Source organism: Xanthobacter sediminis (genome assembly GCF_043195015.1).
In the GTDB taxonomy this organism is placed as follows: Bacteria; Pseudomonadota; Alphaproteobacteria; order Rhizobiales; family Xanthobacteraceae; genus Xanthobacter.
This window is the reverse complement of the sequence record NZ_JBAFWH010000004.1, coordinates 103,227-126,829: the sequence shown is the minus strand read 5'-3', so window position 1 is coordinate 126,829 and position 23,603 is coordinate 103,227. Positions and strand designations below refer to the sequence as shown.

General features: G+C 70.0%; 24 protein-coding genes. 11 read left to right on the top strand and 13 right to left on the bottom strand.

Features of this window, described 5'->3' with window-relative positions; all coding sequences use genetic code 11:
* Nucleotides 1–22 precede the first annotated feature (22 nt).
* Complete coding sequence (gene argB / locus V5F61_RS06575; RefSeq protein WP_393987836.1) at nt 23–928, bottom strand: acetylglutamate kinase; 906 nt, start codon at nt 926–928, stop codon at nt 23–25.
* A 411-nt stretch (nt 929–1,339) separates the two neighbouring features.
* On the opposite strand from argB, the gene V5F61_RS06570 reads away from it, so the two are divergent.
* Both V5F61_RS06570 and V5F61_RS06565 read left to right on the top strand, forming a co-directional pair.
* Complete coding sequence (locus V5F61_RS06570; RefSeq protein ID WP_393987837.1) at nt 1,340–2,962, top strand: hypothetical protein; 1,623 nt, start codon at nt 1,340–1,342, stop codon at nt 2,960–2,962.
* A gap of 86 nt (nt 2,963–3,048) precedes the next feature.
* Entirely contained in the window at nt 3,049–4,182 is a 1,134-nt protein-coding gene (locus V5F61_RS06565; protein ID WP_393987838.1) for an alpha-D-ribose 1-methylphosphonate 5-triphosphate diphosphatase, read from the top strand.
* Between the two features lie 235 nt (nt 4,183–4,417).
* On the opposite strand, the gene V5F61_RS06560 is transcribed toward V5F61_RS06565, so the two are convergent.
* Complete coding sequence (locus V5F61_RS06560) at nt 4,418–5,473, bottom strand: DUF2125 domain-containing protein (RefSeq protein WP_393987839.1); 1,056 nt, start codon at nt 5,471–5,473, stop codon at nt 4,418–4,420.
* Between the two features lie 142 nt (nt 5,474–5,615).
* Between V5F61_RS06560 and V5F61_RS06555 the strand changes: the two genes are divergently transcribed.
* A complete protein-coding gene (locus V5F61_RS06555; RefSeq protein ID WP_393987840.1) occupies nt 5,616–6,209 on the top strand; it encodes a gamma-glutamylcyclotransferase in 594 nt (197 codons plus the stop codon).
* 29 nt (nt 6,210–6,238) lie between these two features.
* Here V5F61_RS06555 and V5F61_RS06550 read toward each other — a convergent pair whose 3' ends face one another.
* The 5 genes from V5F61_RS06550 to ftsE all read right to left on the bottom strand — a co-directional run bounded on the left by V5F61_RS06550 (nt 6,239) and on the right by ftsE (nt 10,023).
* Nucleotides 6,239–6,694 carry a hypothetical protein gene (locus tag V5F61_RS06550; RefSeq protein ID WP_393987841.1) on the bottom strand — a complete coding sequence of 152 codons (456 nt, stop codon included), beginning with the start codon at nt 6,692–6,694 and terminating at the stop codon, nt 6,239–6,241.
* Nucleotides 6,691–7,488, bottom strand: coding sequence for a lysophospholipid acyltransferase family protein (locus V5F61_RS06545; RefSeq protein WP_393987842.1), 798 nt, complete (start codon nt 7,486–7,488; stop codon nt 6,691–6,693). Before V5F61_RS06545 ends, V5F61_RS06550 begins: the two co-directional genes overlap by 4 nt.
* A 31-nt stretch (nt 7,489–7,519) precedes the next feature.
* On the bottom strand, nt 7,520–8,326 hold the full coding sequence (locus tag V5F61_RS06540) for a YdcF family protein (protein ID WP_393987843.1): 807 nt from the start codon (nt 8,324–8,326) through the stop codon (nt 7,520–7,522).
* Between the two features lie 70 nt (nt 8,327–8,396).
* Nucleotides 8,397–9,377 carry a cell division protein FtsX gene (locus V5F61_RS06535; RefSeq protein ID WP_393987844.1) on the bottom strand — a complete coding sequence of 327 codons (981 nt, stop codon included), beginning with the start codon at nt 9,375–9,377 and terminating at the stop codon, nt 8,397–8,399.
* Entirely contained in the window at nt 9,364–10,023 is a 660-nt protein-coding gene (gene ftsE, locus V5F61_RS06530) for a cell division ATP-binding protein FtsE (RefSeq protein WP_393987959.1), read from the bottom strand. Before ftsE ends, V5F61_RS06535 begins: the two co-directional genes overlap by 14 nt.
* Before the next feature lie 143 nt (nt 10,024–10,166).
* On the opposite strand from ftsE, the gene hpt reads away from it, so the two are divergent.
* Nucleotides 10,167–10,703: a hypoxanthine phosphoribosyltransferase gene (gene hpt, locus V5F61_RS06525; protein ID WP_393987845.1), complete on the top strand. Its 537-nt coding sequence runs from the start codon at nt 10,167–10,169 to the stop codon at nt 10,701–10,703.
* Nucleotides 10,704–10,919: 216 nt separating this feature from the next.
* On the opposite strand, the gene V5F61_RS06520 is transcribed toward hpt, so the two are convergent.
* From V5F61_RS06520 to V5F61_RS06510, 3 genes are all read right to left on the bottom strand, one after another.
* On the bottom strand, nt 10,920–11,939 hold the full coding sequence (locus V5F61_RS06520) for a cytochrome-c peroxidase (protein WP_393987960.1): 1,020 nt from the start codon (nt 11,937–11,939) through the stop codon (nt 10,920–10,922).
* Between the two features lie 326 nt (nt 11,940–12,265).
* Nucleotides 12,266–15,058: a phosphoenolpyruvate carboxylase gene (gene ppc / locus V5F61_RS06515; protein WP_393987846.1), complete on the bottom strand. Its 2,793-nt coding sequence runs from the start codon at nt 15,056–15,058 to the stop codon at nt 12,266–12,268.
* 168 nt (nt 15,059–15,226) lie between these two features.
* Nucleotides 15,227–16,129, bottom strand: a complete 903-nt coding sequence (locus V5F61_RS06510; protein WP_394104018.1) for a hypothetical protein — start codon at nt 16,127–16,129, stop codon at nt 15,227–15,229.
* Nucleotides 16,130–16,297: 168 nt separating this feature from the next.
* Here V5F61_RS06510 and V5F61_RS06505 point away from each other — a divergent pair, with 168 nt between their 5' ends.
* The 3 genes from V5F61_RS06505 to V5F61_RS06495 all read left to right on the top strand — a co-directional run bounded on the left by V5F61_RS06505 (nt 16,298) and on the right by V5F61_RS06495 (nt 17,597).
* Nucleotides 16,298–16,609, top strand: a complete 312-nt coding sequence (locus V5F61_RS06505) for a hypothetical protein (RefSeq protein ID WP_393987848.1) — start codon at nt 16,298–16,300, stop codon at nt 16,607–16,609.
* 93 nt (nt 16,610–16,702) lie between these two features.
* Entirely contained in the window at nt 16,703–16,981 is a 279-nt protein-coding gene (locus V5F61_RS06500; protein WP_393987849.1) for a hypothetical protein, read from the top strand.
* Nucleotides 16,982–17,075: 94 nt separating this feature from the next.
* Entirely contained in the window at nt 17,076–17,597 is a 522-nt protein-coding gene (locus V5F61_RS06495; RefSeq protein WP_393987850.1) for a prolyl-tRNA synthetase associated domain-containing protein, read from the top strand.
* Between the two features lie 4 nt (nt 17,598–17,601).
* On the opposite strand, the gene V5F61_RS06490 is transcribed toward V5F61_RS06495, so the two are convergent.
* On the bottom strand, nt 17,602–18,210 hold the full coding sequence (locus V5F61_RS06490) for a hypothetical protein (RefSeq protein WP_393987851.1): 609 nt from the start codon (nt 18,208–18,210) through the stop codon (nt 17,602–17,604).
* A gap of 73 nt (nt 18,211–18,283) precedes the next feature.
* Here V5F61_RS06490 and V5F61_RS06485 point away from each other — a divergent pair, with 73 nt between their 5' ends.
* Together V5F61_RS06485 and V5F61_RS06480 are read left to right on the top strand one after the other, a co-directional pair.
* Complete coding sequence (locus V5F61_RS06485) at nt 18,284–18,838, top strand: DUF2975 domain-containing protein (protein WP_393987852.1); 555 nt, start codon at nt 18,284–18,286, stop codon at nt 18,836–18,838.
* A gap of 26 nt (nt 18,839–18,864) precedes the next feature.
* Nucleotides 18,865–19,095, top strand: coding sequence for a helix-turn-helix domain-containing protein (locus V5F61_RS06480; RefSeq protein WP_393987853.1), 231 nt, complete (start codon nt 18,865–18,867; stop codon nt 19,093–19,095).
* A 49-nt stretch (nt 19,096–19,144) separates the two neighbouring features.
* Here the strand turns inward: V5F61_RS06480 and V5F61_RS06475 are convergent, their stop codons facing one another.
* Complete coding sequence (locus tag V5F61_RS06475) at nt 19,145–20,836, bottom strand: acyl-CoA dehydrogenase family protein (protein ID WP_393987854.1); 1,692 nt, start codon at nt 20,834–20,836, stop codon at nt 19,145–19,147.
* 111 nt (nt 20,837–20,947) lie between these two features.
* Nucleotides 20,948–22,033 carry an FUSC family protein gene (locus V5F61_RS06470; protein ID WP_393987855.1) on the bottom strand — a complete coding sequence of 362 codons (1,086 nt, stop codon included), beginning with the start codon at nt 22,031–22,033 and terminating at the stop codon, nt 20,948–20,950.
* A gap of 203 nt (nt 22,034–22,236) precedes the next feature.
* On the opposite strand from V5F61_RS06470, the gene V5F61_RS06465 reads away from it, so the two are divergent.
* Together V5F61_RS06465 and V5F61_RS06460 are read left to right on the top strand one after the other, a co-directional pair.
* Nucleotides 22,237–23,127 (top strand): YihY/virulence factor BrkB family protein, encoded by an 891-nt coding sequence (locus tag V5F61_RS06465; protein WP_393987856.1) that lies wholly within the window; start codon nt 22,237–22,239, stop codon nt 23,125–23,127.
* On the top strand, nt 23,127–23,600 hold the full coding sequence (locus V5F61_RS06460; protein WP_393987857.1) for an MmcB family DNA repair protein: 474 nt from the start codon (nt 23,127–23,129) through the stop codon (nt 23,598–23,600). The genes V5F61_RS06465 and V5F61_RS06460 overlap by 1 nt, the downstream gene beginning before the upstream one ends.
* The last annotated feature ends 3 nt before the right edge of the window (nt 23,601–23,603 follow it).

Below are 23,603 nucleotides of genomic sequence, written 5' to 3'. Positions count from 1 at the left end.
CCCCTCGCCGCGGGGAACGCCGTCAGCGGGTGATGAGGGTGCCCGCGCCGTGGTCGGTGAGCAGTTCCACCAGCACCGCGTGAGGCACCTTGCCGTCGAGGATGACGACACCCTCGACGCCCTTCTCCAGGGCGTAGATGCAGGTTTCCACCTTGGGGATCATGCCGCCGGAGATGGTGCCGTCCGCGATGAGGGCATGCGCCTCGGCGATGGTGAGCCGCGGGATGAGCTGCTTGTTCCGGTCGAGCACGCCGGGCACGTCGGTGAGCATCAGCAGGCGTTTGGCGCCGAGCGCACCGGCGATGGCACCGGCGAAGGTGTCGGCGTTGACATTGTAGGTGCCGCCATCCACCGCGGCCGCCACCGGCGCCAGCACCGGCACCAGGTCGCGTCCCAGGATCTGGTCCAGCACCATGGTGTCGACAGTGTCGGGCTCGCCGACGAAGCCGAGGTCCACCACCTGCTCGATCTTGCTGTCGGGATCGACCACCACACGGCTCGCCTTGCGGGCGCGCACCATGTTGCCGTCCTTGCCGCACAGGCCGATCGCCTTGCCGCCGGCCTCGTTGATGAAGCCCACGATCTGCTTGTTGATGGCGCCGGCGAGCACCATCTCGACGATTTCCACCGTGGCCTTGTCGGTGATGCGCAGGCCGGCGGCGAATTCGGACTTGATGCCGAGCTTCTGCAGCATGGCGCCGATCTGCGGGCCGCCGCCATGGACCACCACGGGGTTCACGCCCGCCTGCTCCAGCAGCACGATGTCGCGCGCGAAGTGGCGCGCCACGTCCTCGTCGCCCATGGCGTGGCCGCCGTACTTCACCACGATGACGGTATCATCATAACGCTGCATGTGCGGCAGCGCCTTCGCCAGCACTTCGGCCTGGAGCTGTGCTTCCGCGATGGGGGACAGGACGGTCTCGGTCATGGAGATCTCGCTCAAGCGGGTCGGCCCGAGGGGCTTGGGGGGAAGCACCACGCAGGCGCGCCGCCTCCCTCGAACGGCGCCGTCATAGCCCGTTCGCCGCCACCGGGGAAGGGCGCGGGCGGGTGTTGACATCCGACCAAAAAGGCATTTCACCGATCGCGAAAACGTGATGATAAAGGGCCTCCTGCGCACCACAATCGGGGTGCGAAGAGCACGCTGGCAAAGTGTTTCACCGCCACGAGCCTCGACCGCCCGGCGGGCGCCGGGGCCCCACCCGTCCGAAGCAGGCACGCGCGCAAGACGTGCCGACGACGGAGGGGCCCGAAGACCGCATTCGCAACGGCCGCCACCGCGTCTCCCAAACCCAAGCATGCGCGCTCCCGAGCGGGCATCCCCAGGCAGAGTTCACCCATGTCCGCCCAGCCGCACCTGCCTCCGAAGGCGCCCCAGCCCGCGCTCCGCCTGCCGCCCCGCCGCGCGCACGACCTGTCGCGCCCGCTTATCGCGGTGCTCTTCGTGGTGTGCCTGGCCCTCGCCGCGATCCCGATCCTCACCCACCCCATCCCGCCCTTGTCGGACTATGTGAACCACCTGGCGCGGATGCACATCATCGCGTCCCTGTCCCATGACAAGGATCTCGCGCGCTTCTATTCGCTGGACTGGTCGATCCTGCCCAACCTGATGATGGATATGGTGGTACCGGTCATCGACCGCGTCACCAACATCTACGTGGCCGGCGAAATCTACACGCTCATGTGCTTCGCCCTCATCACGGGCGGCACGCTGACGCTTCACCGCGCCCTGTTCGGAAGCTGGTCAGCGCTGCCGCTGCTGGCCTTCCCGCTGCTGTACAACAGCATCTTCCTCATCGGCGTGATGAACTATTATTTCGGCATCGGGCTCGCTTTGTTCGCCCTGGCGTTCTGGAGCCTCCTGCGCGAGCGGCCCTGGCCGCTACGCTTCATGGTGTCCGCCGCCTTCGTGGTGGCGCTGTTCTTCTGCCACCTGTTCGCGGCCGGCGTTTATGCCGTGGGCATCCTCTCGTTCGAGCTGGCGCGGCTGTTCGGGCGCCGCGGCACGCCGCTGGTGCCCCGGCTGGTGGATTTCGTCGCCTCGGGGCTGCCGTTCGCCATCATCATCCCCATGCTCATCGCCAGCCCCACCTGGGGCCTGTCGAGCCAGAACATCTGGGAGCCGCAGGGCAAGCTGCAGGGCGTCGAATTCGTCATCAACGTCTATTACGACATCGTGGCGTTCGTGCTCTCGGCGGTGGTGGTACTGGCGGCGGCCTGGGCCATCCAGCACCGGCTGCTGCGCACGCACCCCCTGCTGGTGCCCCTGCTGGTGGTGGCGGGCGCGGTCTATCTCGCCATGCCGCGCGTGGTGTTCGCCACCTACATGGCGGACCAGCGCTTCCCCATCGCCATCGCCTTCCTGGTGCTGGCCACCATCCAGGTGGATCTGCGCCATCGCCTCGCCCAGCGCGGCTTCGTGGTGGTGCTCATCGTGCTGCTGGCGGTGCGCGTGGCGGAGGTGCAGCTGGTGTGGGACCGGCTGAGCCAGTGGACCACCAATTTCCAGAAGTCCATCAGCCTCATCCACCCCGGCTCGCGGGTGCTGGTGGCCTACGCCGACATCCAGGGCGGCAATGACCCGCGCGACCTCGGCCTCGTGCACGCGGCGTGCCTCGCCATCATCGAGCGGTCCAGCCTCGTCACCACCGCCTTCACCGTGAAGGGCAAGCAGATCCTCCGCGCAAACCTGCCGTACCGCGATCACGTGGACACCGAGGACGGCACGCCGCCCCAGATCGAGCAGCTCGTGCTCACCGAGGAGGAGCCCACCGCCGACGGCCCCCGCTACTGGGACCTGTGGCCCCAGCACTTCGACTATGTCTACGTGCTGTTCACCGAGCGCGGCGCGCCCGATCCCGATCCCGACCGGCTGAAGCTGATCTTCGAGGGTGAGCGCTTCCAGCTCTACCAGGTCATCCCGCCGAAGCCGGCGACCCCGCCCGCCGCCGCCAGCAACTGAAGCCGAGGCAACGCCGCCGGCGTCATGCCCCGGTCATGCGCATATGCAAGGGCGGGCACTTTCCCGCCGCATCCATCGGAGCCGACATGGAATCCGTCCTCACCAACGCCCGCATCGTTCTCGACGACACCGTCATCGAGGGCACGCTGGTGGTGCGCGGCGGCGCCATCGCCGCCGTGGAGGAAGGCCGCTCGCACCTGCCGCTGGCGGTGGACTGCGAGGGCGACATCCTCTGCCCCGGCCTCATCGACCTGCACACCGACGCGCTGGAAGGCCACTTCGTGCCGCGCCCCAAGGTGTTCTGGCCGGACCGGCGGGCCGCCGCCCTCGCCCACGACGGACAGGTGGTGGCGAGCGGTATCACCACGGTATTCGACGCCATCTGCGCCGGCGGCTTCGACCAGGCGAAGGCGGAACGGCGCGACCTCTTCACCCTCATGCTCGACGCGGTGGAGGAGAACGCCGGCCTGTTCCGCGCCGACCACCGCATCCACCTGCGCTGCGAGATGACGGACCCCGGCCTGCTGGAGCTGGTGGCGCCGGCGCTGGAGCGGACACGGGTGAACCTCGCGTCCATCATGGACCACACGCCCGGCGCCCGGCAGTGGCGCAACGTGGAAAGCCTGCGCACCTTCCTCCTCGGCATCGGCAAGACCGCCTCCGAAGCGGAGGAGGAGATCGAGACCCGCTCCGCCCGCGGCCGGGCGGCAGTGGCGGAAAACCACGACCCGCTCGTCGCCATGCTGCGCGAGAAGCACATGGTGCGCGCGAGCCACGACGACACCACGCCCGAGCACGTAGAGCTGGCGCGGGCAGCGGGCTGCACCATCAGCGAGTTTCCAACCACCGTGGCCGCGGCCCGCGCGGCCCATGCGGCCGGCCTTTCCACCATTGGCGGCGCGCCCAACGTGGTGCGCGGCGGCTCCCACTCCAACGGCGTCGCCATGAAGGACCTCGCCGCCGAGGGGCTGCTCGACGCCCTCGCTTCCGATTATGTGCCCGCGAGCCTGCTGCAGGCCGCCGTGGTGCTGCACCTGCGCCAGGGCCTCTCCCTGCCACAGGCCCTCGGCCTCGTGACGCACGCCCCCGCCCGCATGGCCGGGCTCGATGATCGCGGACGCCTTGCGCCGGGCCTGCGGGCGGATCTCCTCCTGTTCCGCATGGTGGAGGATACGCCCGTGGTGCGTCGCGTGCTCGCGGCCGGCGAACGGGTGTTCTGACAGCCGCTCCGGCACAAGACATTTCCCCTCGCACCGACCTGCGGAGGCCGCTCTCGGTATTCACATTGGCGCAATTCTTCAAGCGAAGCGGTCTCCGTTTCGCTTGAAGACGCTTTGATCCCCGGGGCCCGTGAGCCGGCCTCACGGATCTCGGATGAAGCCCGCGCAGCGCTTATGCGGAATGACTTCTGAGCGGAACCCACTGGGCGCCGATCGATGGCCGGAGCCATTGGCATCAAAAGGCCGGCGGCACCATGCCGACCGGGAAGCCGCCGAGCCGCAGGGTGCCGGACTTGAAGCCCAGCGCGAAATTCACGCCCTGGCGCCCCTCCACGATGGCCGGCTTGCCCACCATCGCCAGCGCGCCCACCACGGGAGAGAGCTCACGAGGGACCACGCCGGCGCGGTCGAGCTGCTTCACGAGGTCGTTGAGGCCGGCGAAACCGAGATCCAGCGTGCCGTTGAGGCGCCCCTGGGGATCAAGGGCGAGATCTCCGCGCGCAGACGCCGCCATCTGCGGCGTGGTGATGGTGAGGCGGTCGAGCCGTGCCGCCCCACCGGCCGCCGCCCAGGCCTTGAGGCGCTGCGCGAAGGGCATGGGCCGCAGGTCCGCGGCCGCGGTGACCAGTCCCTGCAGGGCCACGTCCACCGGCCCGGCGCTGCCGGCCGCCGCAAGCACGGCGCTCTCCCCGCCGGTGATGCCAGCGGCATAGTCCAGCCCGTCCGGCCCCGCTGCGCCCGGCACCCGGCGCACATGGAATTCCGCGAGCCGCGCCGAGAGCAGCGCGCGCCCGGAACCGTCGGCCGGCTCCTCCACCCGCGGGTCGCGGGCCAGCAGCGAGAAGCGCTGCGGCTGCCCCCCGAGATCACCCACGCCGCTCATCTGCAGCAGGCTCCAGGTGGCGGTGTAGGCCCGTTGCGTCGTCCCCTCCTCCACCCGCGCCGGCGGAACGAACTCGGCCACGATGTGGTTCGGCGCCCAGACCTGCGCCACGGCGTGGGCGGCCGTCGCGGTCACGCGGACGGGTTCACTGCCCTTGACCTCAAGGTTCGGCGCTTGGCACGTCAGCTCGAAGCGGAACGGGAAGCCGCCGAGCCGCCGCTCGCCGCAGGACCATACGCGACCGAGCCGCGCCTCCCGGTCCACCCAGGCGTCGATCTCCCGTTCGGCGCGGTTGGCGGCATAGACCCATGCCCCGCTCCAGGCCACCGCCAGCAGCACGACAAGCGCCACGAGCACGATCACGAACCACGGGCGGGAGCGCCTGGAAGGCTTTTCGGAGCTGGTCATGCGCGGCCTTTTCCCTGGGTTTCCCTAGCGGGGGCGGATCGGGTGCGGGACGAATCGACGCCGGCACGCTTGCGGCGGCGCTTCGCCGCTGTTAGGCGACGGCCGAGTGCATCTGTCAACGCCGAGGGCGCGCGCTTCGATCATGAGCGAGGAAATTGGCGCCGGCCACGACCATTGGGTCTTTGCCTACGGCTCCCTGATGTGGAACCCGGGCTTCTCCTTCGCGGAGCGGTGCGAGGCGCGCCTTATCGGCGCTCATCGCGCGCTGTGCGTCTATTCCTTCCATCACCGCGGCACGCCGGAGGCGCCGGGCCTGGTGCTGGGGCTGGAGCTCGGCGGCTCGTGCCGGGGCATCGCCTATCGGGTGGCGGCGCAGGACTGGGCGCAGACCTACGCTTATCTCACGGAACGGGAGCAGATTTCCGGCGTCTACCGGGAATGCGTGCGGCGGGTTCAGCTTCTGGACGGGAGCCGGCGGAATGCGCCAGCGGTGGCCTACCTCGTCAATCGCGCCCATGCGCAATATGCGGGCGGGCTGGACCTTCAGCAGCAACTTGCTCTGGTCCAGCGCTCCCACGGTAAGTCCGGCCCCAACGCGGACTACGTGCTCGCGACCGTCGGCGCGCTCGACGACCTGGGCCTCGCCGATCCCGGCCTTACCTGGATCGCCGGCCATCTGCGGCGCGAGCACGGCGGGCTCAAGGAGCAGGCGGCAAAGGATACCGGCCCCGGCTGAGCGCCCGCACGGAGCCTCACGCGGCAGCGTCAGGCCGCGTGTCGGCTCTGAAGCGCGCAGGGGCGCACCACCACCGGCAGCCGCGCGGGGCGCTGCACCACGGGCAACGCAGGCGCCGGAGCCAGCAGACGCCGCAGGCCCGGCGCGGGCTCTTCGCCCAACACATGGATGTGGATTTCGTCGGCATCGAGCCGCTCGGCCATGCGCTGTGCCTCCGCCCCGCTCGGCCCCGCCCACATGGCGAGCGAGCCGGCGGGCGTGCGGCGGGCGACGATGGCGACGGCATCCGGATAGTCGGGCGCGGCGTCGGCCGGATACACCGAAAACACGTGCCGCACGCCGTCTCCATCGCGCCAGAAGCGGTAGCGCGCACCGAGCACGCCGTGCTTCAGACCGGTGAGGCAACCGGCGTCGGTCAAGGGAATGAGGAGCGAATCAGTCGCGTTCATGGGAACGAAACTAGAACAGCCCAGAATCGCGATCAAGAGTTTTCCACAGAGGTGGACAACGGGGACGGCGCGGACGGGGGAAGCACTCCCTTGGGCGCCCGCGCGCCCAGCTCCTCCAGGCCCTGTGCAAGCAGGAGGTTGCTGGCGCCCTCGATATCCGCTTCCAGCCGGCTCATGAATGCCGCGCGCCCCAGGCCCGGCGGGATCGCCGCCAGGATGTCCACGCGGATGGTGCCGGCCCGCTTGGTGAGGGCGCGGCGCGGCCAGTAGAGGCCCGAATTGAGCGCCACCGGCAGGCACGGCACCCCCAGCGCCCCGTAAAGGTGCGCCACGCCGAACTTGTAGTCCGGCGGCGCGCCGGGCGGGCGGCGGGTGCCTTCGGGAAAAATGAGGATCTGCCGGCCGGCCTCCACCTCGCCGCGGGCGAAGCGGGTCATGGCCTTCAGCGCACCCATGCCGCCGCTGCGATCCACCGGGATCATCCGCGCCTTGGAAAGGTGCCAGCCCAGGACCGGAATGCGCATGAGCTCCTTCTTCAGCACGAAGGCGGCATCTGAGAACTGCGGCAGCAATGCCAGCGTCTCCCAGGCCGACTGGTGCTTGGAGGCGATCAGGAGCGGCCCCTCGGGGATGTTCTCACGGCCCGAGACCTCCATCCGCGTGCCGCAGATGACGCGCAGCAGGAAGATGATGGTCCTGGCCCAGCCGAGCACGGCCCATTTCCAGTGGGTGCGGCGCGGCAGCAGAAGCAGCGGCAGGAAGGCGAGCGAATAGACCGCCGTCACCGCATAGAACGCGACCTGGAACACGAGCGAACGCAGCGCCGTCACCACCTCGGAAGCTCCCTCCCCGCCGATCGGTTCAATGCGCGACGCGCGCCTCGGCGGAGACACGCGGGCGCGGCGCGTCAGGGCCGATCGTCTCGGCCACCGGCTGCACCGGGCGGATCTGCGCCCGCGCCATCATGTACTTCAGATATTCCTTGAAGAGCAGCTTCAAGGTGGCGGGATCGCGCCACCAGCGCTCGGTCTCCATGCGGGAGGTCACCACCGGATAGGCCACGAGGTCCACATCGGGCAGGGAATGGTTCAGCTCCACCAGGGCGCGCGGCATGTGCCATGCCGAGGTGACCACCACCAGCGAACGGAAGTGCTGGCTGCGCGCCCATTCGGCCGCCTCGATGGCATTGCCGCGGGTGTTCAGCGCCCGGTGGCCGAGGTCGATGCAGCAGGAAATGAGAGCCTCGCCGTCCGGCAGGGTGCGGCTGAGTTCGCCGGGCGAGGTGATGGGATTGACGCCGGTGATGAGCAGCCGCCGGCCCCGCCCTTCCGCCAGCAGGTTCACCGCGTCGGCGATGCGGGAGGCGCCGCCGGTGAGCACCACGATGGCATCGGCCGGGCGCACCTGCACCGGCTCGCGCGCGGCGATCTGGGTGAGGAAGGCGAGGAAGCCCGAAAGCACTGCCAGCACGCACAGCCCCGCCAGCAGCAGCACGCCCTTGGCGAGCCTGCGCCACAGGGCGCGCCGGCCGCGAACCGGCGGACGGGTGGCCGGCGCCGCATCCGGCCGCCGCTCCTCCGGCTGGCCCGCGGCGGTTTCCCCCCGCTCCCGGCGCAGCGCGCGGGCGGGGGGACCGGCCGGCAGCGTGAATTCGCTCGTCGTGCTCATCGTCAAACCATGCGGGCCGAATGCGGCGGCCCCGAGGAGGCTCCATCACGACCCGGAAAGGCCGTGAATTTCACTGGATCGTCCTCAAGGTTCGGTAAACGGTGACGCGCGAGGTGAAAGCGGTGGCGAATGCCACCACCGCCACCGCGCAGCCGATGCCCGCGAAGCCCCACAAGCCGGGGTCGAGCCAGGCAAGGAAGCTCGGGTCCTCCGGATCACCCGCCAGGGAAAAGCGCGGCGCCGCCACGATGGCGCCGAACACGGCCGCCGCCGCCCCGCCGCCGAGCAGCCCGCCCTGCGCCCCGATCTTCAGGAAGTGGCGCTGGAACTGGGCGGCGATGAAGCCGTCGCGCGCGCCCACGAAATGCAGCACCTCCACCACCGCGCGGTTGGTGGCCACCGCCGCGCGCGTGGCGAACACCACCGAGAGCACGGTGGCGAGCCCCACCAGCGCCAGCAGCACGAGGCCGGTGAGCATCACCCCCTCGGCCATGGCGCCGAGGCGGCGCGACCACAGGCGGTGGTCGTCGAGCGTGGCGGTGGGGATGCGGTCGCTCAAGGTGCGGCGGAGCTTGGCGAAATCCACGGGCGTCGCGCCGTCGAGCTTCAACACCACCACGCGCGGCACCGGCAGGTCGCCGAGGTCGAGCCCGGAGCCGAGCCAGGGCTCCAGCAGCCGGCCCGTCTCCTCGGCGGAAAGAATGTGGGTCTCGGCGATGCCGGGGGTGGCGCGGGCGATCTCGGCCGCGAGCTGCACCTGGGCGTCGGTGGCCTTGGGCTCGCCGGCGCGGATCTGGATGGTCACCTCGCGGGTCACGTCGGCGCGCCACTGACCGGCGGTGGTGCGCACGGCAAGCACCGCGCCGATGGTGAGCGAGGCGAGGAACGTCATGATGGCCACCACCGCCACCAGGGTGTGGCCGGCGATGGTGGCGCCCGGCACGATGGAGGACTGCGACCGGGGCCGCGCGGGCCGGGCCGCCTCCTCGGGCGCGGCGCCGGAGCCCTTGGAGCCGTTGGGCGCGACAGGGGCGGCTTCAGTCGTAGACATAGAGGCGACCGTCCGCGATCACGAGGCGCCGGGCGTCGTACTGGTCCATGAGCGCGATGTCATGGGTGGCCAGCAGCACAGACGTTCCGGTGCGGTTGAGCTCGATGAAGAGGCGCAGCAGGCGGCGCGCCAGGGTGGGGTCCACATTGCCGGTGGGCTCGTCGGCAAGCAGGAACTCGGGCCGGCCGATGAGGGCACGGGCAATGGCGGCCCGCTGCTTCTCGCCGCCCGAAAGCACCGGCGGCAGCACGTCCATGCGGTCGCCGAGGCCCACCCAGCCGAGCAGCTCGGTGACCTCCGCACGGTAGCTCGCCTCCTCCCGCCCCAGCACGCGCAGCGGCAGCGCCACGTTCTCGTAGGTGGTGAGGTGGTCGAGCAGGCGGAAATCCTGGAACACGATGCCGATGCGCCGGCGCAGCACCGCCACCTCGTCCGGATCGAGGGAGGAGACGTCGCGGCCGAACAGGGTGATGAGCCCGCGCGTCGGCTTCAGCGAGAGGAACAGCAGGCGCATCAGGGTGGTCTTGCCCGCGCCCGAGGGGCCGGTGAGGAACTGGAATGAACTGGGCGCGATGCCGAAGGAGACATCCTTCAGCACTTCCGCCCCCATCCCGTATCGCAGACCGACATTCTCGAATCGGACCAGATGTTCCACCCTTCCTCCGAATCGTCCGCTTGCGTTGATCCGTAACCATAAACGATGCGGGCCGCCCCGCCCACCTCGCGCCGGCCCAGCTCTGGACGGGCGCGGGCATCCGGTCCATGCTCCGGCGAGTTGAGCGAGGACCCATGCCCCTGCCGAATATCTCCGTGCTGTTCGATGAAAGCCGCATCCTGGCCCGCGTGAGCGCCCTGGCGGGCGAGATCGCGGGGGAGGAGCCGAACAACCTGCTCGCCGTAGTGGTGATGAACGGCGCCTTCATGTTCTCCGCCGACCTGCTGCGGGCGCTGCACGCCTCGGGGATCACACCGGAGGTGGAATTCATGCAGCTCTCCTCCTACCGCGAGGCCACGGTCTCCTGCGGGCAGGTAGACATCCTCTCCGACGTGCGCTCCGACGTGCGCGGCCGCGACGTGCTGCTGATCGACGACATCCTGGAATCCGGCCGCACGCTGGCCTTCGCGAAGGACCTGCTGATGGCGCGCGGTGCCCGGCGGGTGCTGGTGTGCGTGCTGCTGGAGAAGCCCGGCAAGCGGGCGGTGCAGGTGCACCCCGATTTCGTGGGCTTCACCTGCCCGGACCTGTTCGTGGTGGGCTACGGCATGGACGTGGCGCACGCCTTCCGCCAACTGCCCTTCATCGGCCACATCGTCGGCCTCGCCTGAGCGCCCCCCGAAACGCCAGGGACGCCCGCGACTGCCTCGCGGACGTCCCCTCGTCATGGCCGGCGCGAGCCCTCCGCTCCACGCCGGCCGACGATCCCTGCCGCATCGGCCCATGTCACCGGCCCGGCCCCTTGAGCGGCACCGAATGGGCTTTGCTCAAGGGCCGCGCGGGCTTCGCCGAAGGCCCGTGAGCCTGTCTCACGGGCCCCCGTGGCCTCAGGGCTTCACCACCTCGGCGGTGGGGTGCGGCGTGGCGTCGGTCTCGGGCGGGAGCACCGGCAGCACCACCTGCGGCACCTTGCCGGTGAGAGAGCCGAGGAAGGACACGATCAGCTTCACGTCGCCGTCGTTCAGTTCCTCGCCGAGCTGCGAGCTGCCCATGATGGCCACCGCCTGGCCGAGGTCCCACACCTTGCCGGAGTGGAAATAGGGCCGGGTGACCGCCACGTTGCGCAGCGGGGCGGCGCGGTAGACATATTCATCGTCCGCCGTCTTGGTCACGGCGAAGCGGCCCTTGTCGTTGGGCGGCAGGATGTCGGCACCGGGCTTCTCCACCACGCCGAACGGGTAGTAGCCGTGGCCGCCCACGTTGACGCCCGAGTGGCAGGCCGAGCAACCCTTGTCCATGAACAGGGCGAGGCCCTTCTTCTGGTCGGCGGTCAGCGCGTCGTCGTCGCCGTTCAGCCAGGCGTCGAAGGGCGCGGGGGTGATGAGGGTGGCCTCGTAGGCCTCGATGGCCTTGGCCATGTTGTCGAAGGTCACCGGGTCCTGCTCACCGGGGAAGGCGGTCTTGAAGGCCTCCACGTAGGGCGGCATGCTCTTCAGCGTCTTCACCACGTTGTCGGGCGTGTTGGCCATCTCGACGCTGGCCTGGATGGGGCCTTTGGCCTGGGCCTTCAGGTCTTCCGCGCGGCCGTCCCAGAACTGGGCCTCGTTCAGCACAGAGTTGAACACGGTGGGCGAGTTGCGCGGGCCGCGCTGCCAGCCGTGGCCGATGGAGGTTTCCAGGTTGTCGTCGCCGCCGGTGGCGAGGTTGTGGCACGAATTGCAGCTGAACACGCCCGAAGCCGACAGCCGCGGATCGAAGAACAGCTCCTTGCCCAGCTCGATCTTCTGGGGCGTGATCTTGTTGCCCTTCACCGCCGGAACGGTGGAGGGCAAGGGCTTGAACACCTCGAGCGCCTGGGTGCGCAGGTTGTCGGCCGCAGCGGCCGGCATCGCCGGCGCACCTGCCATGAGGCCCGCCGCCAGGCCGGCCAGGAGCATTCGTCTCATCGTCACCTCCCCGCATGATGATACCGCGGAGGCTAGAGAGAAGCGTTCGCAACTCGGTTGACTTATATCAATTCCAGACTGCGACGAATGCTAGCACCTCACTTGAAATGGAAGTCGGAGAGGCGTTTTTTCCGGCAGATCGATCGTGCATGCAAAGCATATGATCCCCTTCCCGTGCAATAAGATGGACCGGATTCAGAATCATATTCTGAAAGATCTCATCTATCGCTACGTGAGAAGCGATAGTTTGCTCTGAAGTCATGTCCCGGATGCGTGGTCGCCCGCCCTCAGCCGGAATTACGCAGGCCGGCGGAGATGCCGTTGATGGAGAGCTGGATGCCGTGCAGCACTTCCTCGCGCGCGGCCTCGTCCCCCACCGTCGCCTGCCGCCGGTGGAGCTTCAGGAACTCGATCTGCAAATGGTTGAGCGGATCGAGATAGGGAAAACGGGCGCGGATGGAGCGGTCGAGGGCGGGGTTGCCCTCCAGCAGCCGGCCCTGGCCCATGATGGCGTTGAGATGCCCCACCGTGCGTGCGTGCTCGGCGCCGATGCGGCCGAAGATCTCCGCCCTGAGGCGCGCGTCCGCCACCAGCTCCGCATAGCGCGAGGCCACCGCCAGGGAGCTCTTGGAGAGCACCATGTCCATGTTGGAGAGCTGGGTGCGGAAGAACGGCCACTCCTTGTACATGGCCTCAAGAAGCGGGAACCCCGCATCGCCGCGGCGGGCGAGGAAGGCTTCCACCGCCGTGCCGAAGCCATACCAGCCCGGCAGCATCAGCCGGCATTGCGCCCACGAGAACACCCAGGGAATGGCCCGAAGCGCGGTGATGGCCCGCGTTCCCGCCCGCGAGGCCGGGCGCGAGCCGATGTTCAGGGTGGCGATCTCGGAAATGACGGTGGACGACCAGAAATAATCCTCGAACCCCTCGGTCTCGTAGACGAGGCCGCGATAGGCGCGGAACGCGGCATCCGAGATCTCGGCCATGGCATCCAGGAACTCCGCCCGCGGCGCGCTCTCCTGAGGCTGGAGCAGGGAGGCCTCCAGGGTCGCCGCCACCAGGATCTCCAGGTTGCGCCGGCCCACCTCCGGGTGGGAATATTTGGAGGAGATGATCTCGCCCTGCTCGGTGATGCGAATGCGTCCGTCCACCGCCCCGCCCGGCTGGGCGAGGATGGCGTCGTAGCTCGGCCCGCCGCCGCGCCCCACCGAGCCGCCGCGCCCGTGGAACAGCCGCAGCCGCACGCCACGGGCCCGGAACACGCCGACGAGCCCGATCTCCGCCTTGTACAGCTCCCAGCCGGAGGTGACGAAGCCGCCGTCCTTGTTGCTGTCCGAATAGCCGAGCATCACCTCCTGCTCGCCGCCCCGGCTTGCCACCAGCCGCGCATAGGCGGGGAGCGCGAGGGCCCGGTCCATCACGCCGGCGCAGGCCTTCAGGTCGTCGATGGTCTCGAACAGGGGCACGATGTCGAGTGCGCTCGTCCCCTCGGCTGTGACCAGCCCCACCTCCTTCAGCAGCAGCGCCACTTCCAGGAGATCGGAGACGCTCTCCGCCTTGGAAATGATGCAGTGGGGAATGGCGCGCGGCCCCAGCGCCCGGTGCGCCGCCGCCGCCGCCCGGAAGATGGCGAGCTCGGATTGCGTCTCCTGCGAATAGGCCACGAAGGGAGAGGACAGGAGCCGCGCGGTGGAAAGCTCCCGCGCCAGCAGCGCCACCCGCGCCTCCTCGTCGAGCGCCGCATAGCCGGTGCCGGGGGCCACCTTCTCGAACAGCTCGGCCACCGTGCGCGCGTGCACATCGGAATTCTGCCTGAGGTCCAGGCAGGCGAGGTGGAAGCCGAAGCCCTCTACCGCCTGCCGCAGGCGCCGCAGCCGGCCCCGCGCCAGGATGCGCGAGCCGTGGGCGCACAGGGAGCGGTGGACGATGTCGAGGTCGGCCGTGAGCGCTGCCGCGTCAACATAGGGCTCGCCCTGCGGCGCGACGCCGGCGAGGTGGCGGCGGGTCGCCTCCAGCCGTGCCAGCATGTGGGACACCACCAGCCGGTAGGGCTCGCCCTGGTGGCCCGGCACCGGATCGGCCGCGCGGACGGCGAGGGCCGCCAGTTCCGGCGAGACCTTCACCTGCCGGCCCGAAAGAGACAGCTCCGTGCCCAGCGCCCGAAGCTCTGTGACGTAATAAGCCAGGATGCGCTCGCGATGGAGCCGCACCGTCTCCCGCAGCACCTCGGCGGTGACGAAGGGATTGCCGTCGCGGTCGCCGCCGATCCAGCTCCCCATGCGCAGGAACGGCGGCAGGCCGGGCGCCTCCTCCTCCCCCGATGCGGCGGCGAGCGCGTCCTCCACCGCGCAGTGCAGGCGCGGGAGCTGGTCCAGGAAGGTGTAGTCGTAATAGGAGAGGCCGTTGTTCACCTCGTCGATGACGGTGAGCTTGATGCGCCGCAGCAGCGCGGTCTGCCACAGGGTGAGCACGGCGCGGCGCAGGGCCTCCTCGCTCTCGTCGCGCTCCTGCGGGGTCAAGGCGATGCGCTCGCCCCGGTCGAGCAGGTCGGCGATCTCCATCTCGCGGTTCAGGGTGCTCTTGCGCCGCACCTCGGTGGGATGGGCGGTGAGCACGGGGCTGATGCCGGCGCCGGCGAAGAAGCGCGCCAGCACCGCCGGCTCAAGCCCAGCCTCCAGCGCCAGAGCGAAGCTGCGAGCGAGGCTTCCCGGCGCCGGAGGCGCGCCGGCGATGGCCGCCGCGCGCGCGCGCCGCAGGTGGTGCTCGTCTTCCGCAAGGTTGGCGAGGTGGGAGAAATAGGAGAAGGCGCGGATGATCTCCACCGCCCGCTCCGGGGAGAGGCTGGGCAGCAGCGCCTCCAGCTCCTGGCGGGCTTCATCCTCGCCGTCGCGGTGAAAGCGGATGGAGGTCTGGCGGATGCGCTCCACCAGGTCGAACACCTCCTCGCCCTCCTGGGCCCGCACCGTGTCGCCCAGAAGCCGCCCCAGCAGGCGGATGTCCGCCTTCAGCGGCGCATCGTCGGGCGTCTCGGGGCCGTCCGCGATCTCGCCCGCCCCGTTCACCGGCATCATCGTGTTCATCTCTCCACGCCCCGTCTGCGACCCGGACGCGCCGCGCCTCGTGGCAGGGCGGCGGCCCGGGCATCGCGCTGAAGCGGTTTCGAGACGCGGTCGGCGGCCGCGGCCCCCGAAATCGCGAGAAAGCCCACCTCAGTGTTTCGGAAATTCGCCGGCGGGAAAAGAGGCGCCTCAGCGCTCCGGGGCCGCCTGCTCCAGCACGGCACGGGCGGAGCCGCGCAGCACGCTGAAGGCGGTGGCGAAGAAATCGGCCAGCGCCTCCTCCCCACGCGGCGTGAGGCGCCCCGCACCGGCCCCGCCATCCCGCGCCACCAGATCGAGCGCCTGCGCGTCCTTCATCAGCTGCAGCACATGGGCGCGCGAGACGTGGAACCGCCGCGCCAGCTCGGCGATGGAGGGGGGCTCAGTCCCCTCCCACCCGGCCACCAGCAACGCCAGCAGCACCATCAGTCCGCTGTCGCGGTCGGCGATGTCGGCGATGAGGGGCGCGTGGTCCAGCACCCGGTAGCCGGAACGAAAGGCATCGCCCAGGGCAATGATGACCACATCGAACACCGCCCGGTCGGACAGCAGGGCGGCAAGTTCCGCCATCCGCGGGTCGAGCACGGCGATGGCCCCGTATTGCAGCTGCCAGCGCTCCAGTTGCAGGGCCACCATGCGCGCGGTCGGCTCCAGCGGCTTGGCGCGCCGGTCGCCCTCGGCCGCCGCTGGCGCGAGGTAGCCGCCCCAGCGCAGCAGCGCCAGCATCGCCTTGGCCCGGCCGCGGCTACACACCCCCGTTTCCGCGGCCAGCGCCGCCATCCGGCTCACGGTGAGGCCGCCGCCCTCCCGCTCGGGCAGGGCATGGAGATAGAGCGAGAAGAAGCCGAACAGCAGCCGCCCCCGGTCATTCAGCACGCGGTTGAGCAGGCGGTTGCCGCTGTAGAGACTCACCAGCGCGGTGGCGCTCTGCGCCATGGCCTGCGTGAAGGCCGGATGCGCCTTGATGTGCGCGCGCGTCGCGTCGCTCACCGATTCGGCAAGCCATGCGGGTGCCGCGCGTCCCCCGCCGCCCGTATCGTACGCCCCACTCACGATCGCCCCCGAAGAAGCGGACCCCCGCCGCCTCGCCATGCGGGAACCTAGCGGCTTTTGCCGCGATACGGGAGGTACCGGCGGTGGAAAGAGGTCAAGTTTCGCCATTGAACGCGCGAGCCCCCCCGCCTAGCCCAGCAGGCGGCACCACCCTACCCGAGGTCAGCCATGCCCCGCTTTGCCCTTCTCGCCCTGACCGCCGCCCTGGCGGGCGCCGCATACGTCACTCCGGCCGCCGCCGTGGTCTATTGCAAGAGCGCGGGCGTTCCCAAGGGCTGCGTCGCACGGCCTGCGGCGCCCGCAGCGGTGCACTGCACGCGTCCCGGATATCCCGCCGGTTGCTTGCCCGGTGCCGGGGCGCCCGGTACCGGTGCCCGGCCCGGCGCGGGCGTGGGCGCGCCGGGTGTCGGCGTCGCCCCAGGACCGGGTGCCGCCCCCGTCAACGCCGGCGGCCCCGTGAACCGCATCGGCGTGCGCTGACAACCGCACAGCCCTTCTGATTCGCCGCATTCGGCGCCGCACCGGCTTCGCGGAGGCGCCGCCCTTTCGACACATCGTCCGGAGACTTCCGTCATGAAGAAGCTGCTTCTCGCCTGCGCCGCCCTCGGCGCCATGAGCCTGCCCGCGCTCGCCGACCAGACCGCCGCCGACAATTGCGCCGTCGCCCTCGATGCCAACGGCCAGGCCATCTACGCCGCCACCGTGGTCCAGGCCGCCACCGCCCCCACCTCCGACCTGCGCGGCCTCGTGACCTCCGTCACCAAGCAGCTGGTGAGCGCCGGCGCCGTGCCCATGGGCTCCGCCCGCGAGGCCGCCGAGGCCGCCGGCGCCTGCCTCGCCAAGCTGCACTGAGCCTGAAGGCGGCGCAGCCCGCACCGCGCCTTTTCGAAACGCACGGCGGCCGTTATGCAGGGGGAAGCTGGTTCCCCTTCGCTCTACGGCCGCCATGCCCCCGCTGACCCCCGACACCCTGCTCGCGTTCCTGGCCGCAAACGGCATCGCAGCGGAAACCTTCCACCATCCGCCACTGCACACGGTGGCGGAATCGAAGGCCCTGCGCGGCGCCATTCCCGGCGCGCAGACCAAGAACCTCTTCCTGCGCGACGCGAAGAAGAACTACTTCCTCGTCACCCTGTCCGAGGACGCGAAGGTGGACCTCAAGGCCCTGTGCGCGCCCGTGGGTGCGCGCGGCACGCTCTCCTTCGCCTCGGCCGAGGCGCTCTACGAGATTCTGGGCGTGCTGCCGGGATCGGTGACACTGCTGGCCCTCGCCAACGACACCGGCCACCGCGTCACCTTCGCCATCGATGCGGCATTGCTGCGCGCGGACGCCATCGGCTGCCATCCGCTCACCAATACCCGCACCAGCATTCTCACGCCCGACGCGCTCAAGGCGTTCCTGACGATGACCGGGCACCAGGCGCTGCATCTGGACCTTCCGCCCCCGGCCGCAGCCGCGGCGACCTGACAGCTCACCCGGCGCAGGGCTCAATCGGGGCCGCATCGGCCCCCGCCTCGGCGGCGAGCGCCTTGAGGTCGAGATCAACCGTGAGCGGAATGAAGGCGCCCGTCGGCTCGGTCCGCAGATAGGTGCTGAGCGGGATCGGCCCGGCGGGCAGCGCACCGGCGGCACAGCCTTTCACCCCCACCGCGAGCGAGCCCCGGACGCGGCTCCCCTTCGTCGCCATGCGCGCCTTGAGCGCCAGCACCTCTTCCCGCGCAGCCTCGAGCCGGCGGCGGCCATCCTCGGAGAGCCGGAACACGGTGATGCGAAAGCCCGGCTTCTCGTCGGCCTTCAGGGCGGCACGCACCGAGCCGTCGTCATCCTCATCGAGCGCCGCCGCGACGGTCACCTTCTGCGCCTCGTCCCCGGCAAGCCAATACGACATGGTCACGGTCGCGCCGCCGGGCACCGGGCGCAGCGCATCGGGCGCACGCACCGCCGCCCGGAGGGCGGACAGGTCGAAGGTCACGGGATCGAGGCTTGCGAGCCTGGGCAGGCTGGTGAGCGGCACGTGGGAACAGCCCGCACCGAGAAAGAGGAAGCCGAGGGCCGCGGACAAACCAGGGAGCAATCTCATGAGGCATCTCATTATCGGTTGATAATTTATTGTTTTACGATAATTTATGAATGCGTCAAGGAAAGGCTACATCATGTCGCGCAGCGTTCCGGATCCCCGCCTCGCCCGTCTTCGGCGCCGCGGGCGACTGCTTTCCACCGTCACTCTCGTCATTCTCGTGGTTCTGGTCATCGGCAGCCTCGGCATCTGGCTCAACCCGGCCTGGATCGAGGCCGCCGTGGCGCCGCGCGTAGGCATCTCCGGCTATCCGATGGCGCTGACCGGCCTGAGCCGGACGCTGGGCTGCCTGATCTCGGCGGTGCCGCTCGCCATTCTCGCCTACGGTCTCAACCAGGTACGCCTGATCTTCCGCGACTTCGGGCAGGGCCAGACGGTATCTGAGACCCTCGCCTGGCGGCTGGAGCGGTTCGGCGCGGCGGTGGCGCTTCAGGCCCTGATCAACCCGCTGGTGTCCACCCTGCTGGGCCTGACGCTGACCTACGGCAATCCCGCCGGCAAGCGCATCATCGCGCTCAGCCTGTCGAGCCATGACGTGATATCGGTGCTGGTGGGCCTGCTGGTGATCGGCGTCGGCGCGGTGATGCGCGAGGCGGCCCGTATCGCACGGGAGAATGAAGGCTTCATCTGAGCCGGACAGGAAGGGCGGGGAGCCTCATGCCCATCGTGGTCAATCTCGACGTGATGCTCGCCCGGCGGAAGATGCGCTCGCGCGAACTCGCCGAGCGGATCGGCATCACCGAGCAGAACGTTTCGCTGCTGAAATCCGGCAAGGTGCGCGGCGTGCGCTTCGACACGCTCGCGCGCATCTGCGAGGCTCTCGGCTGCCAGCCGGGGGACATCCTCGAATATGTGCCGGGAGAAGAGGGGGAAGGCGCGGCGGACTGAGCCGCCGCGCCTTCTGCTTCAAAGGCGGGCAGCCATCCGCCCCGGCCTCTCAGTTGCCGCCGTCGAGCAGGCGGCGGGCGATCACCTGGGCCTGGATCTCGGCCGCGCCCTCGAAGATGTTGAGGATGCGCGCGTCGCACAGGATGCGCGACACCGGATATTCCAGCGCGAAGCCGTTGCCGCCATGGATCTGCAGGGCATTGTCCGCCGCCGCCCAGGCGACACGGGCGCCCAGCAGCTTGGCCATGCCGGCCTCCAGGTCGGTGCGGCGCCCCTCGTCCTTGGCGCGGGCGGCGAAATAGGTGATCTGGCGGGCGATCATGGTCTCCACCGCCATCATCACCACCTTGTCGGCGACGCGGGGGAAGGCGAACAGCGGCTTGCCGAACTGGATGCGCTCCTCGGCGTATTTCAGGCCTACCTCCATGGCCGCCTGGGCCACGCCCACGGCGCGGGCGGCGGTCTGGATGCGGGCGCTCTCGAAGGTGGTCATGAGCTGCTTGAAGCCCTGGCCCTCCTCGCCGCCGAGCAGATTGGCCACCGGCACGGTGAAGCCGTCGAAGCCGATCTCGTATTCCTTCATGCCGCGATAGCCGAGCACCTCGATCTCGCCGCCGGTCATGCCCTCGGCCGGGAAGGGGTTCTCATCGGTGCCGCGGGGCTTCTCAGCGAGCAGGATCGAGAGGCCCTTGTAGCCGGGCTCAGCGGGGTTGGTGCGCACCAGCAGGGTCATCACGTCGGCGCGGACCGGGTGGGTGATCCAGGTCTTGTTGCCGCTGACCTTGTAGACGTCGCCCTCGCGCACCGCCCGGGTGCGCAGGGAGGCGAGGTCGGAGCCGGTGTTGGGCTCGGTGAACACCGCGGTCGGCAGGATCTCGCCGGAGGCGATCTTGGGCAGGTAGTGGCCCTTCTGCGCCTCGGTGCCCCCGGCCAGGATCAGCTCCGCCGCGATCTCCGAGCGGGTGCCCAGGGAGCCGACGCCGATGTAGCCGCGCGAGAGCTCCTCGGTGACCACGCACATGGCCTCCTTGGGCAGGCCGAGGCCGCCGAACTCTTCGGGAATGGTGAGGCCGAACACGCCCATCTCCGAGAGCTGGGCGATGATCTCCAGCGGTATGTAGGTATTCTTGAGGTGCCATTCGTGGGCGTTGGGGGCGACCTCCGCCTCCACGAAGCGGTGCATCTCCGTGCGCATGGCCTCCAGCGTCTCGTCAAGGCCCGCCTCGCCGATGGTGCCGGTGGGGTGCGCCGTGCGGATGATGTCGGCGAGGGCCGCGCGGGTGGCGGCGGTGTTGCCCTTGGCGGCCAGCTCCGCGATAGCGGGCTCGGCGGCGAGCTTCAGCACCGTCTCCGCCGGCAGGTGGAGATCGGTGAGCCGCACGATCTCGCCCTGGCTCATGGGAATGCCGCCGAGGATCTGCGCGACATACTCGCCGAGGCCGATGCGCACGATGAGCTGCTCGGTCTCGCCGAACTTGCCCATCTCGGAGAGGCGGTCGGCATAGTGCACCAGCTCGCGCACCGAGAACACATAGGTGGCGAGCCAGGCGAGGCCGTGGGTGGCCCGCTGCTCCTTCTCCAGCAGAGTGGAGGAGATCTTCGGCCCGTCGGTGACCTGCGCCCGCACGGCGGAGGTCGCCTCCGCCAGGAGCTTCTCGAGGCTCGCCGTCGCGGCGCGGCCGAGGGCAACCGCGTCGATGGGGCTCGGATCGACCGGACGGAGGGCGGCGCTGGCGGACATGGACGATGATCTCCCTATTGTGCATCGCGAAAACGTATCTTGCTCGGGAACGCTTCCAAAGCAACGACAGACTTGTGCGGCGGCGGGCGCCGCGCCGGGGGGGCGGCGCCGTTAGTCGGCGGTGCCGTCCATCTCGCCGAGCCGGCCCACCAGCTCGTCGAGGTTCTCCATCATGTGACCGCAGGCCGAAATGGCGGCAAACACGGCCCGCAGGTCCGCGCCCGTGGCATCGTCGAAGGTGCCGGCGGCGTTGAGCCGCTCCACCTCGCCGTCGAGCGCCACCACCGCCCCGCGGGCCACCTCGGCAGGAGTGGAAAGGTCCACGCCGGCCTCGCCGTCGAGGTGGCGCGCCGCCGCTTCCATGTAGGCGCAGAGGGCGGCGACCGCGGCGTCGAGCCCCGGCCCCAGCAGCTTCACGAGCCGCTCGGCCAACGCGGTATCCGTGCCGCGCAGCAGGATGATGACGGAGTGCCACAGACGGCGGCAGGCCCGCACCACCTCCGTCGGATCGCGATGGCCGGACAGCGCCCGCTCGGCCCGGGCCTCGGCGATGCGCGCGTCGGCGGCACGCAGGGCCTTGCGGGCGCTGGCGTTGAGGTCGTCCATGCGGGCGGCGTCGAGGCCCCGGCCCAGCAGCCCGTCACGGCCCAGCGCCAGCAATGCAGCGCACCGCCGCACCGCCGTGGCGCAATGGGGAAAGAGGAAGAACACCGCCCGCGCCGGCAGCACCAGCAGCGCGCACAGCACCCCCACCACGCCGCCGATACCGATCTCCAGCACCCGGTGCAGGCCCGATATCCAGGGATCGACATGGCTCGGGTCCGACAGCAGCACGATCACCGCCGTGACCGGCGCGAGCTTGAAGCTGGAGTGCTTCGCCGCGAGCGTGCTGGTGACGATCACCGCGCCGCCCAGCGCCACGAAGGTGAGCATGGTGGAGGGGCCCGCCAGCATGGCCGCGGCCACTCCGGCCACGCCGCCCACCACCGTGCCGAGCGTGCGGTCCACCGCCACCGAAAGGCTCGCCCCGATGGTGGACTGCACCACCAGGATGGCGGTAAGCACCGCCCAGTAGCCGTTCGGCAGCTTGAGCCAGTAGGCAAGGCCATAGGAAATGAGCGCCGCCACGGCCGCCTTCAGGCCAAGCTTGTAGTGGCTGGGGGCGAAGACCTCGCCGAGGCGCTCGATCAGGGACATGGCGTCGGGCACTCCGCGGAGGGCTGGGGCGCCGCCGCGCGGCGCCGGAGCAGGCGGGCCGCGGCGCGGCCCATGGCCCACGCTGATCGGCGAATCCGCGCCCGAACTCAAGGGCTCGCGCGGCGCCTTTCGCCGCCGCGGGCGCTCATGCCTTGCCATTTGCCAGAGAAAGCCCGATTTCTCGCGCGTCAACGGGGGGTCCCATGCTGCGACGCATCATCCGTATCGTGCTCGACTCGATATGGACCTTCAGCACCGACGACGGCTGGGCCATCTCCAGCCACATCGCGCTCTCGGCGCTGATGTCGCTGTTCCCGTTCCTCATCTTCGTCACCGCCCTCGCCGGCTTCCTCGACCTGCGCCCGCTGGCGGCCGAGACCATTCCCCTGCTCCTCGAAAGCTGGCCCAAGCAGGTGGCCGATCCCATCTCGCGCGAGATCTACAACGTGGTGAACCAGGTGCGCACCGACGTGCTCACCTATGGCGTGGTGCTGGCCATCTACTTCTCCTCCAACGGTATCGAGAGCCTGCGCATCGGCCTCAACCGCGCCTACGGGGTGAAGGAGGAGCGCGCCTGGTACTGGCTGCGGCTCGAATCCATCGGCTACGTGCTGCTCGCGGCCTTCGCCATCCTCGCGCTCTCGTTCCTGGTGGTGCTCGGGCCGCTGCTGTGGCAGACGGCGGTGGCGCAATTGCCGGCGCTGAAGCCGTTCTCCCACATCGTGACGCTGGCGCGATTCGCCGCCACCTCCATCATCCTGGTGGTGGCGCTGGTGGTGGCGCACCTGTGGCTACCTGCGGGGCGGCGCAGCCTCGCGGAGGTGGCGCCGGGAATCCTGGTGACGCTGGTGCTGTGGCTGGTGGCGGCATCCGCCTTCGGCATGTACCTCGCCGAGTTCCCGGCCAATTACGTCACCACCTATGCCGGCCTCGCCTCGGTGATGATCGCACTCGTGTTCCTGTACCTCACCGCCTCCATCTTCGTGTTCGGGGGCGAGCTCAACGCCGCCATCTCGCGCGACTATGCCGCGCGCCTGCCGAAGGAAGACGAGCGCCTCACGCGCGAGCGGCTGTCCGAGGGGGCGCAGACCTGATGGAGCCGGCGCCGCCGCCGAAGGAGGACGGACGGCAGTCGCCCACGGCGCGGGCCGTGCAGCGCGGCGTGCTGCGCCACCTCGCCGCCCGCGGCATCGTGGGCATCACCGAATTTTCCCTCGCCTCCGGCCGGCGGGCGGACATCCTCGCCCTCGACGGCCGGGGCGAGATCGCCATCATCGAGATCAAGTCCTCGGTGCAGGATTTCCGCACCGACGGCAAATGGCCGGAATACCGCGCCTTCTGCGACCGGCTGCTGTTCGCGGTGCCGCTCGATTTCCCCCTGGACATCCTGCCCGAGGAGACCGGGCTGCTGGTGGCCGATGCCTTCGGAGCGGAAATGCTGCGGGACGCGCCGCGCCATGCGCTGCCGGCGGCGACGCGCAAGGCGCTGACCCTGCGCCTCGCCCGCACCGCCGCCAACCGCCTCGCGGCCCTCTACGACCCCGACCTCCTGCGCCTCGACCTCTGAACC

Coding starts and splice junctions, on each gene's coding strand:
- V5F61_RS06560 (WP_393987839.1), bottom strand. CDS start 5,473: ATGACCAGCTCCGAAAAGCCTTCCAGGCGCTCCCGCCCGTGGTTCGTG.
- hpt (WP_393987845.1), top strand. CDS start 10,167: ATGCCCCTGCCGAATATCTCCGTGCTGTTCGATGAAAGCCGCATCCTG.
- V5F61_RS06500 (WP_393987849.1), top strand. CDS start 16,703: ATGAAGAAGCTGCTTCTCGCCTGCGCCGCCCTCGGCGCCATGAGCCTG.
- V5F61_RS06570 (WP_393987837.1), top strand. CDS start 1,340: ATGTCCGCCCAGCCGCACCTGCCTCCGAAGGCGCCCCAGCCCGCGCTC.
- V5F61_RS06535 (WP_393987844.1), bottom strand. CDS start 9,377: ATGTCTACGACTGAAGCCGCCCCTGTCGCGCCCAACGGCTCCAAGGGC.
- V5F61_RS06490 (WP_393987851.1), bottom strand. CDS start 18,210: ATGAGATTGCTCCCTGGTTTGTCCGCGGCCCTCGGCTTCCTCTTTCTC.
- V5F61_RS06475 (WP_393987854.1), bottom strand. CDS start 20,836: ATGTCCGCCAGCGCCGCCCTCCGTCCGGTCGATCCGAGCCCCATCGAC.
- V5F61_RS06565 (WP_393987838.1), top strand. CDS start 3,049: ATGGAATCCGTCCTCACCAACGCCCGCATCGTTCTCGACGACACCGTC.
- V5F61_RS06460 (WP_393987857.1), top strand. CDS start 23,127: ATGGAGCCGGCGCCGCCGCCGAAGGAGGACGGACGGCAGTCGCCCACG.
- V5F61_RS06485 (WP_393987852.1), top strand. CDS start 18,284: ATGTCGCGCAGCGTTCCGGATCCCCGCCTCGCCCGTCTTCGGCGCCGC.
- V5F61_RS06465 (WP_393987856.1), top strand. CDS start 22,237: ATGCTGCGACGCATCATCCGTATCGTGCTCGACTCGATATGGACCTTC.
- V5F61_RS06505 (WP_393987848.1), top strand. CDS start 16,298: ATGCCCCGCTTTGCCCTTCTCGCCCTGACCGCCGCCCTGGCGGGCGCC.
- argB (WP_393987836.1), bottom strand. CDS start 928: ATGACCGAGACCGTCCTGTCCCCCATCGCGGAAGCACAGCTCCAGGCC.
- V5F61_RS06470 (WP_393987855.1), bottom strand. CDS start 22,033: ATGTCCCTGATCGAGCGCCTCGGCGAGGTCTTCGCCCCCAGCCACTAC.
- ppc (WP_393987846.1), bottom strand. CDS start 15,058: ATGAACACGATGATGCCGGTGAACGGGGCGGGCGAGATCGCGGACGGC.
- V5F61_RS06540 (WP_393987843.1), bottom strand. CDS start 8,326: ATGAGCACGACGAGCGAATTCACGCTGCCGGCCGGTCCCCCCGCCCGC.
- V5F61_RS06555 (WP_393987840.1), top strand. CDS start 5,616: ATGAGCGAGGAAATTGGCGCCGGCCACGACCATTGGGTCTTTGCCTAC.
- V5F61_RS06520 (WP_393987960.1), bottom strand. CDS start 11,939: ATGGCAGGTGCGCCGGCGATGCCGGCCGCTGCGGCCGACAACCTGCGC.
- V5F61_RS06480 (WP_393987853.1), top strand. CDS start 18,865: ATGCCCATCGTGGTCAATCTCGACGTGATGCTCGCCCGGCGGAAGATG.
- V5F61_RS06495 (WP_393987850.1), top strand. CDS start 17,076: ATGCCCCCGCTGACCCCCGACACCCTGCTCGCGTTCCTGGCCGCAAAC.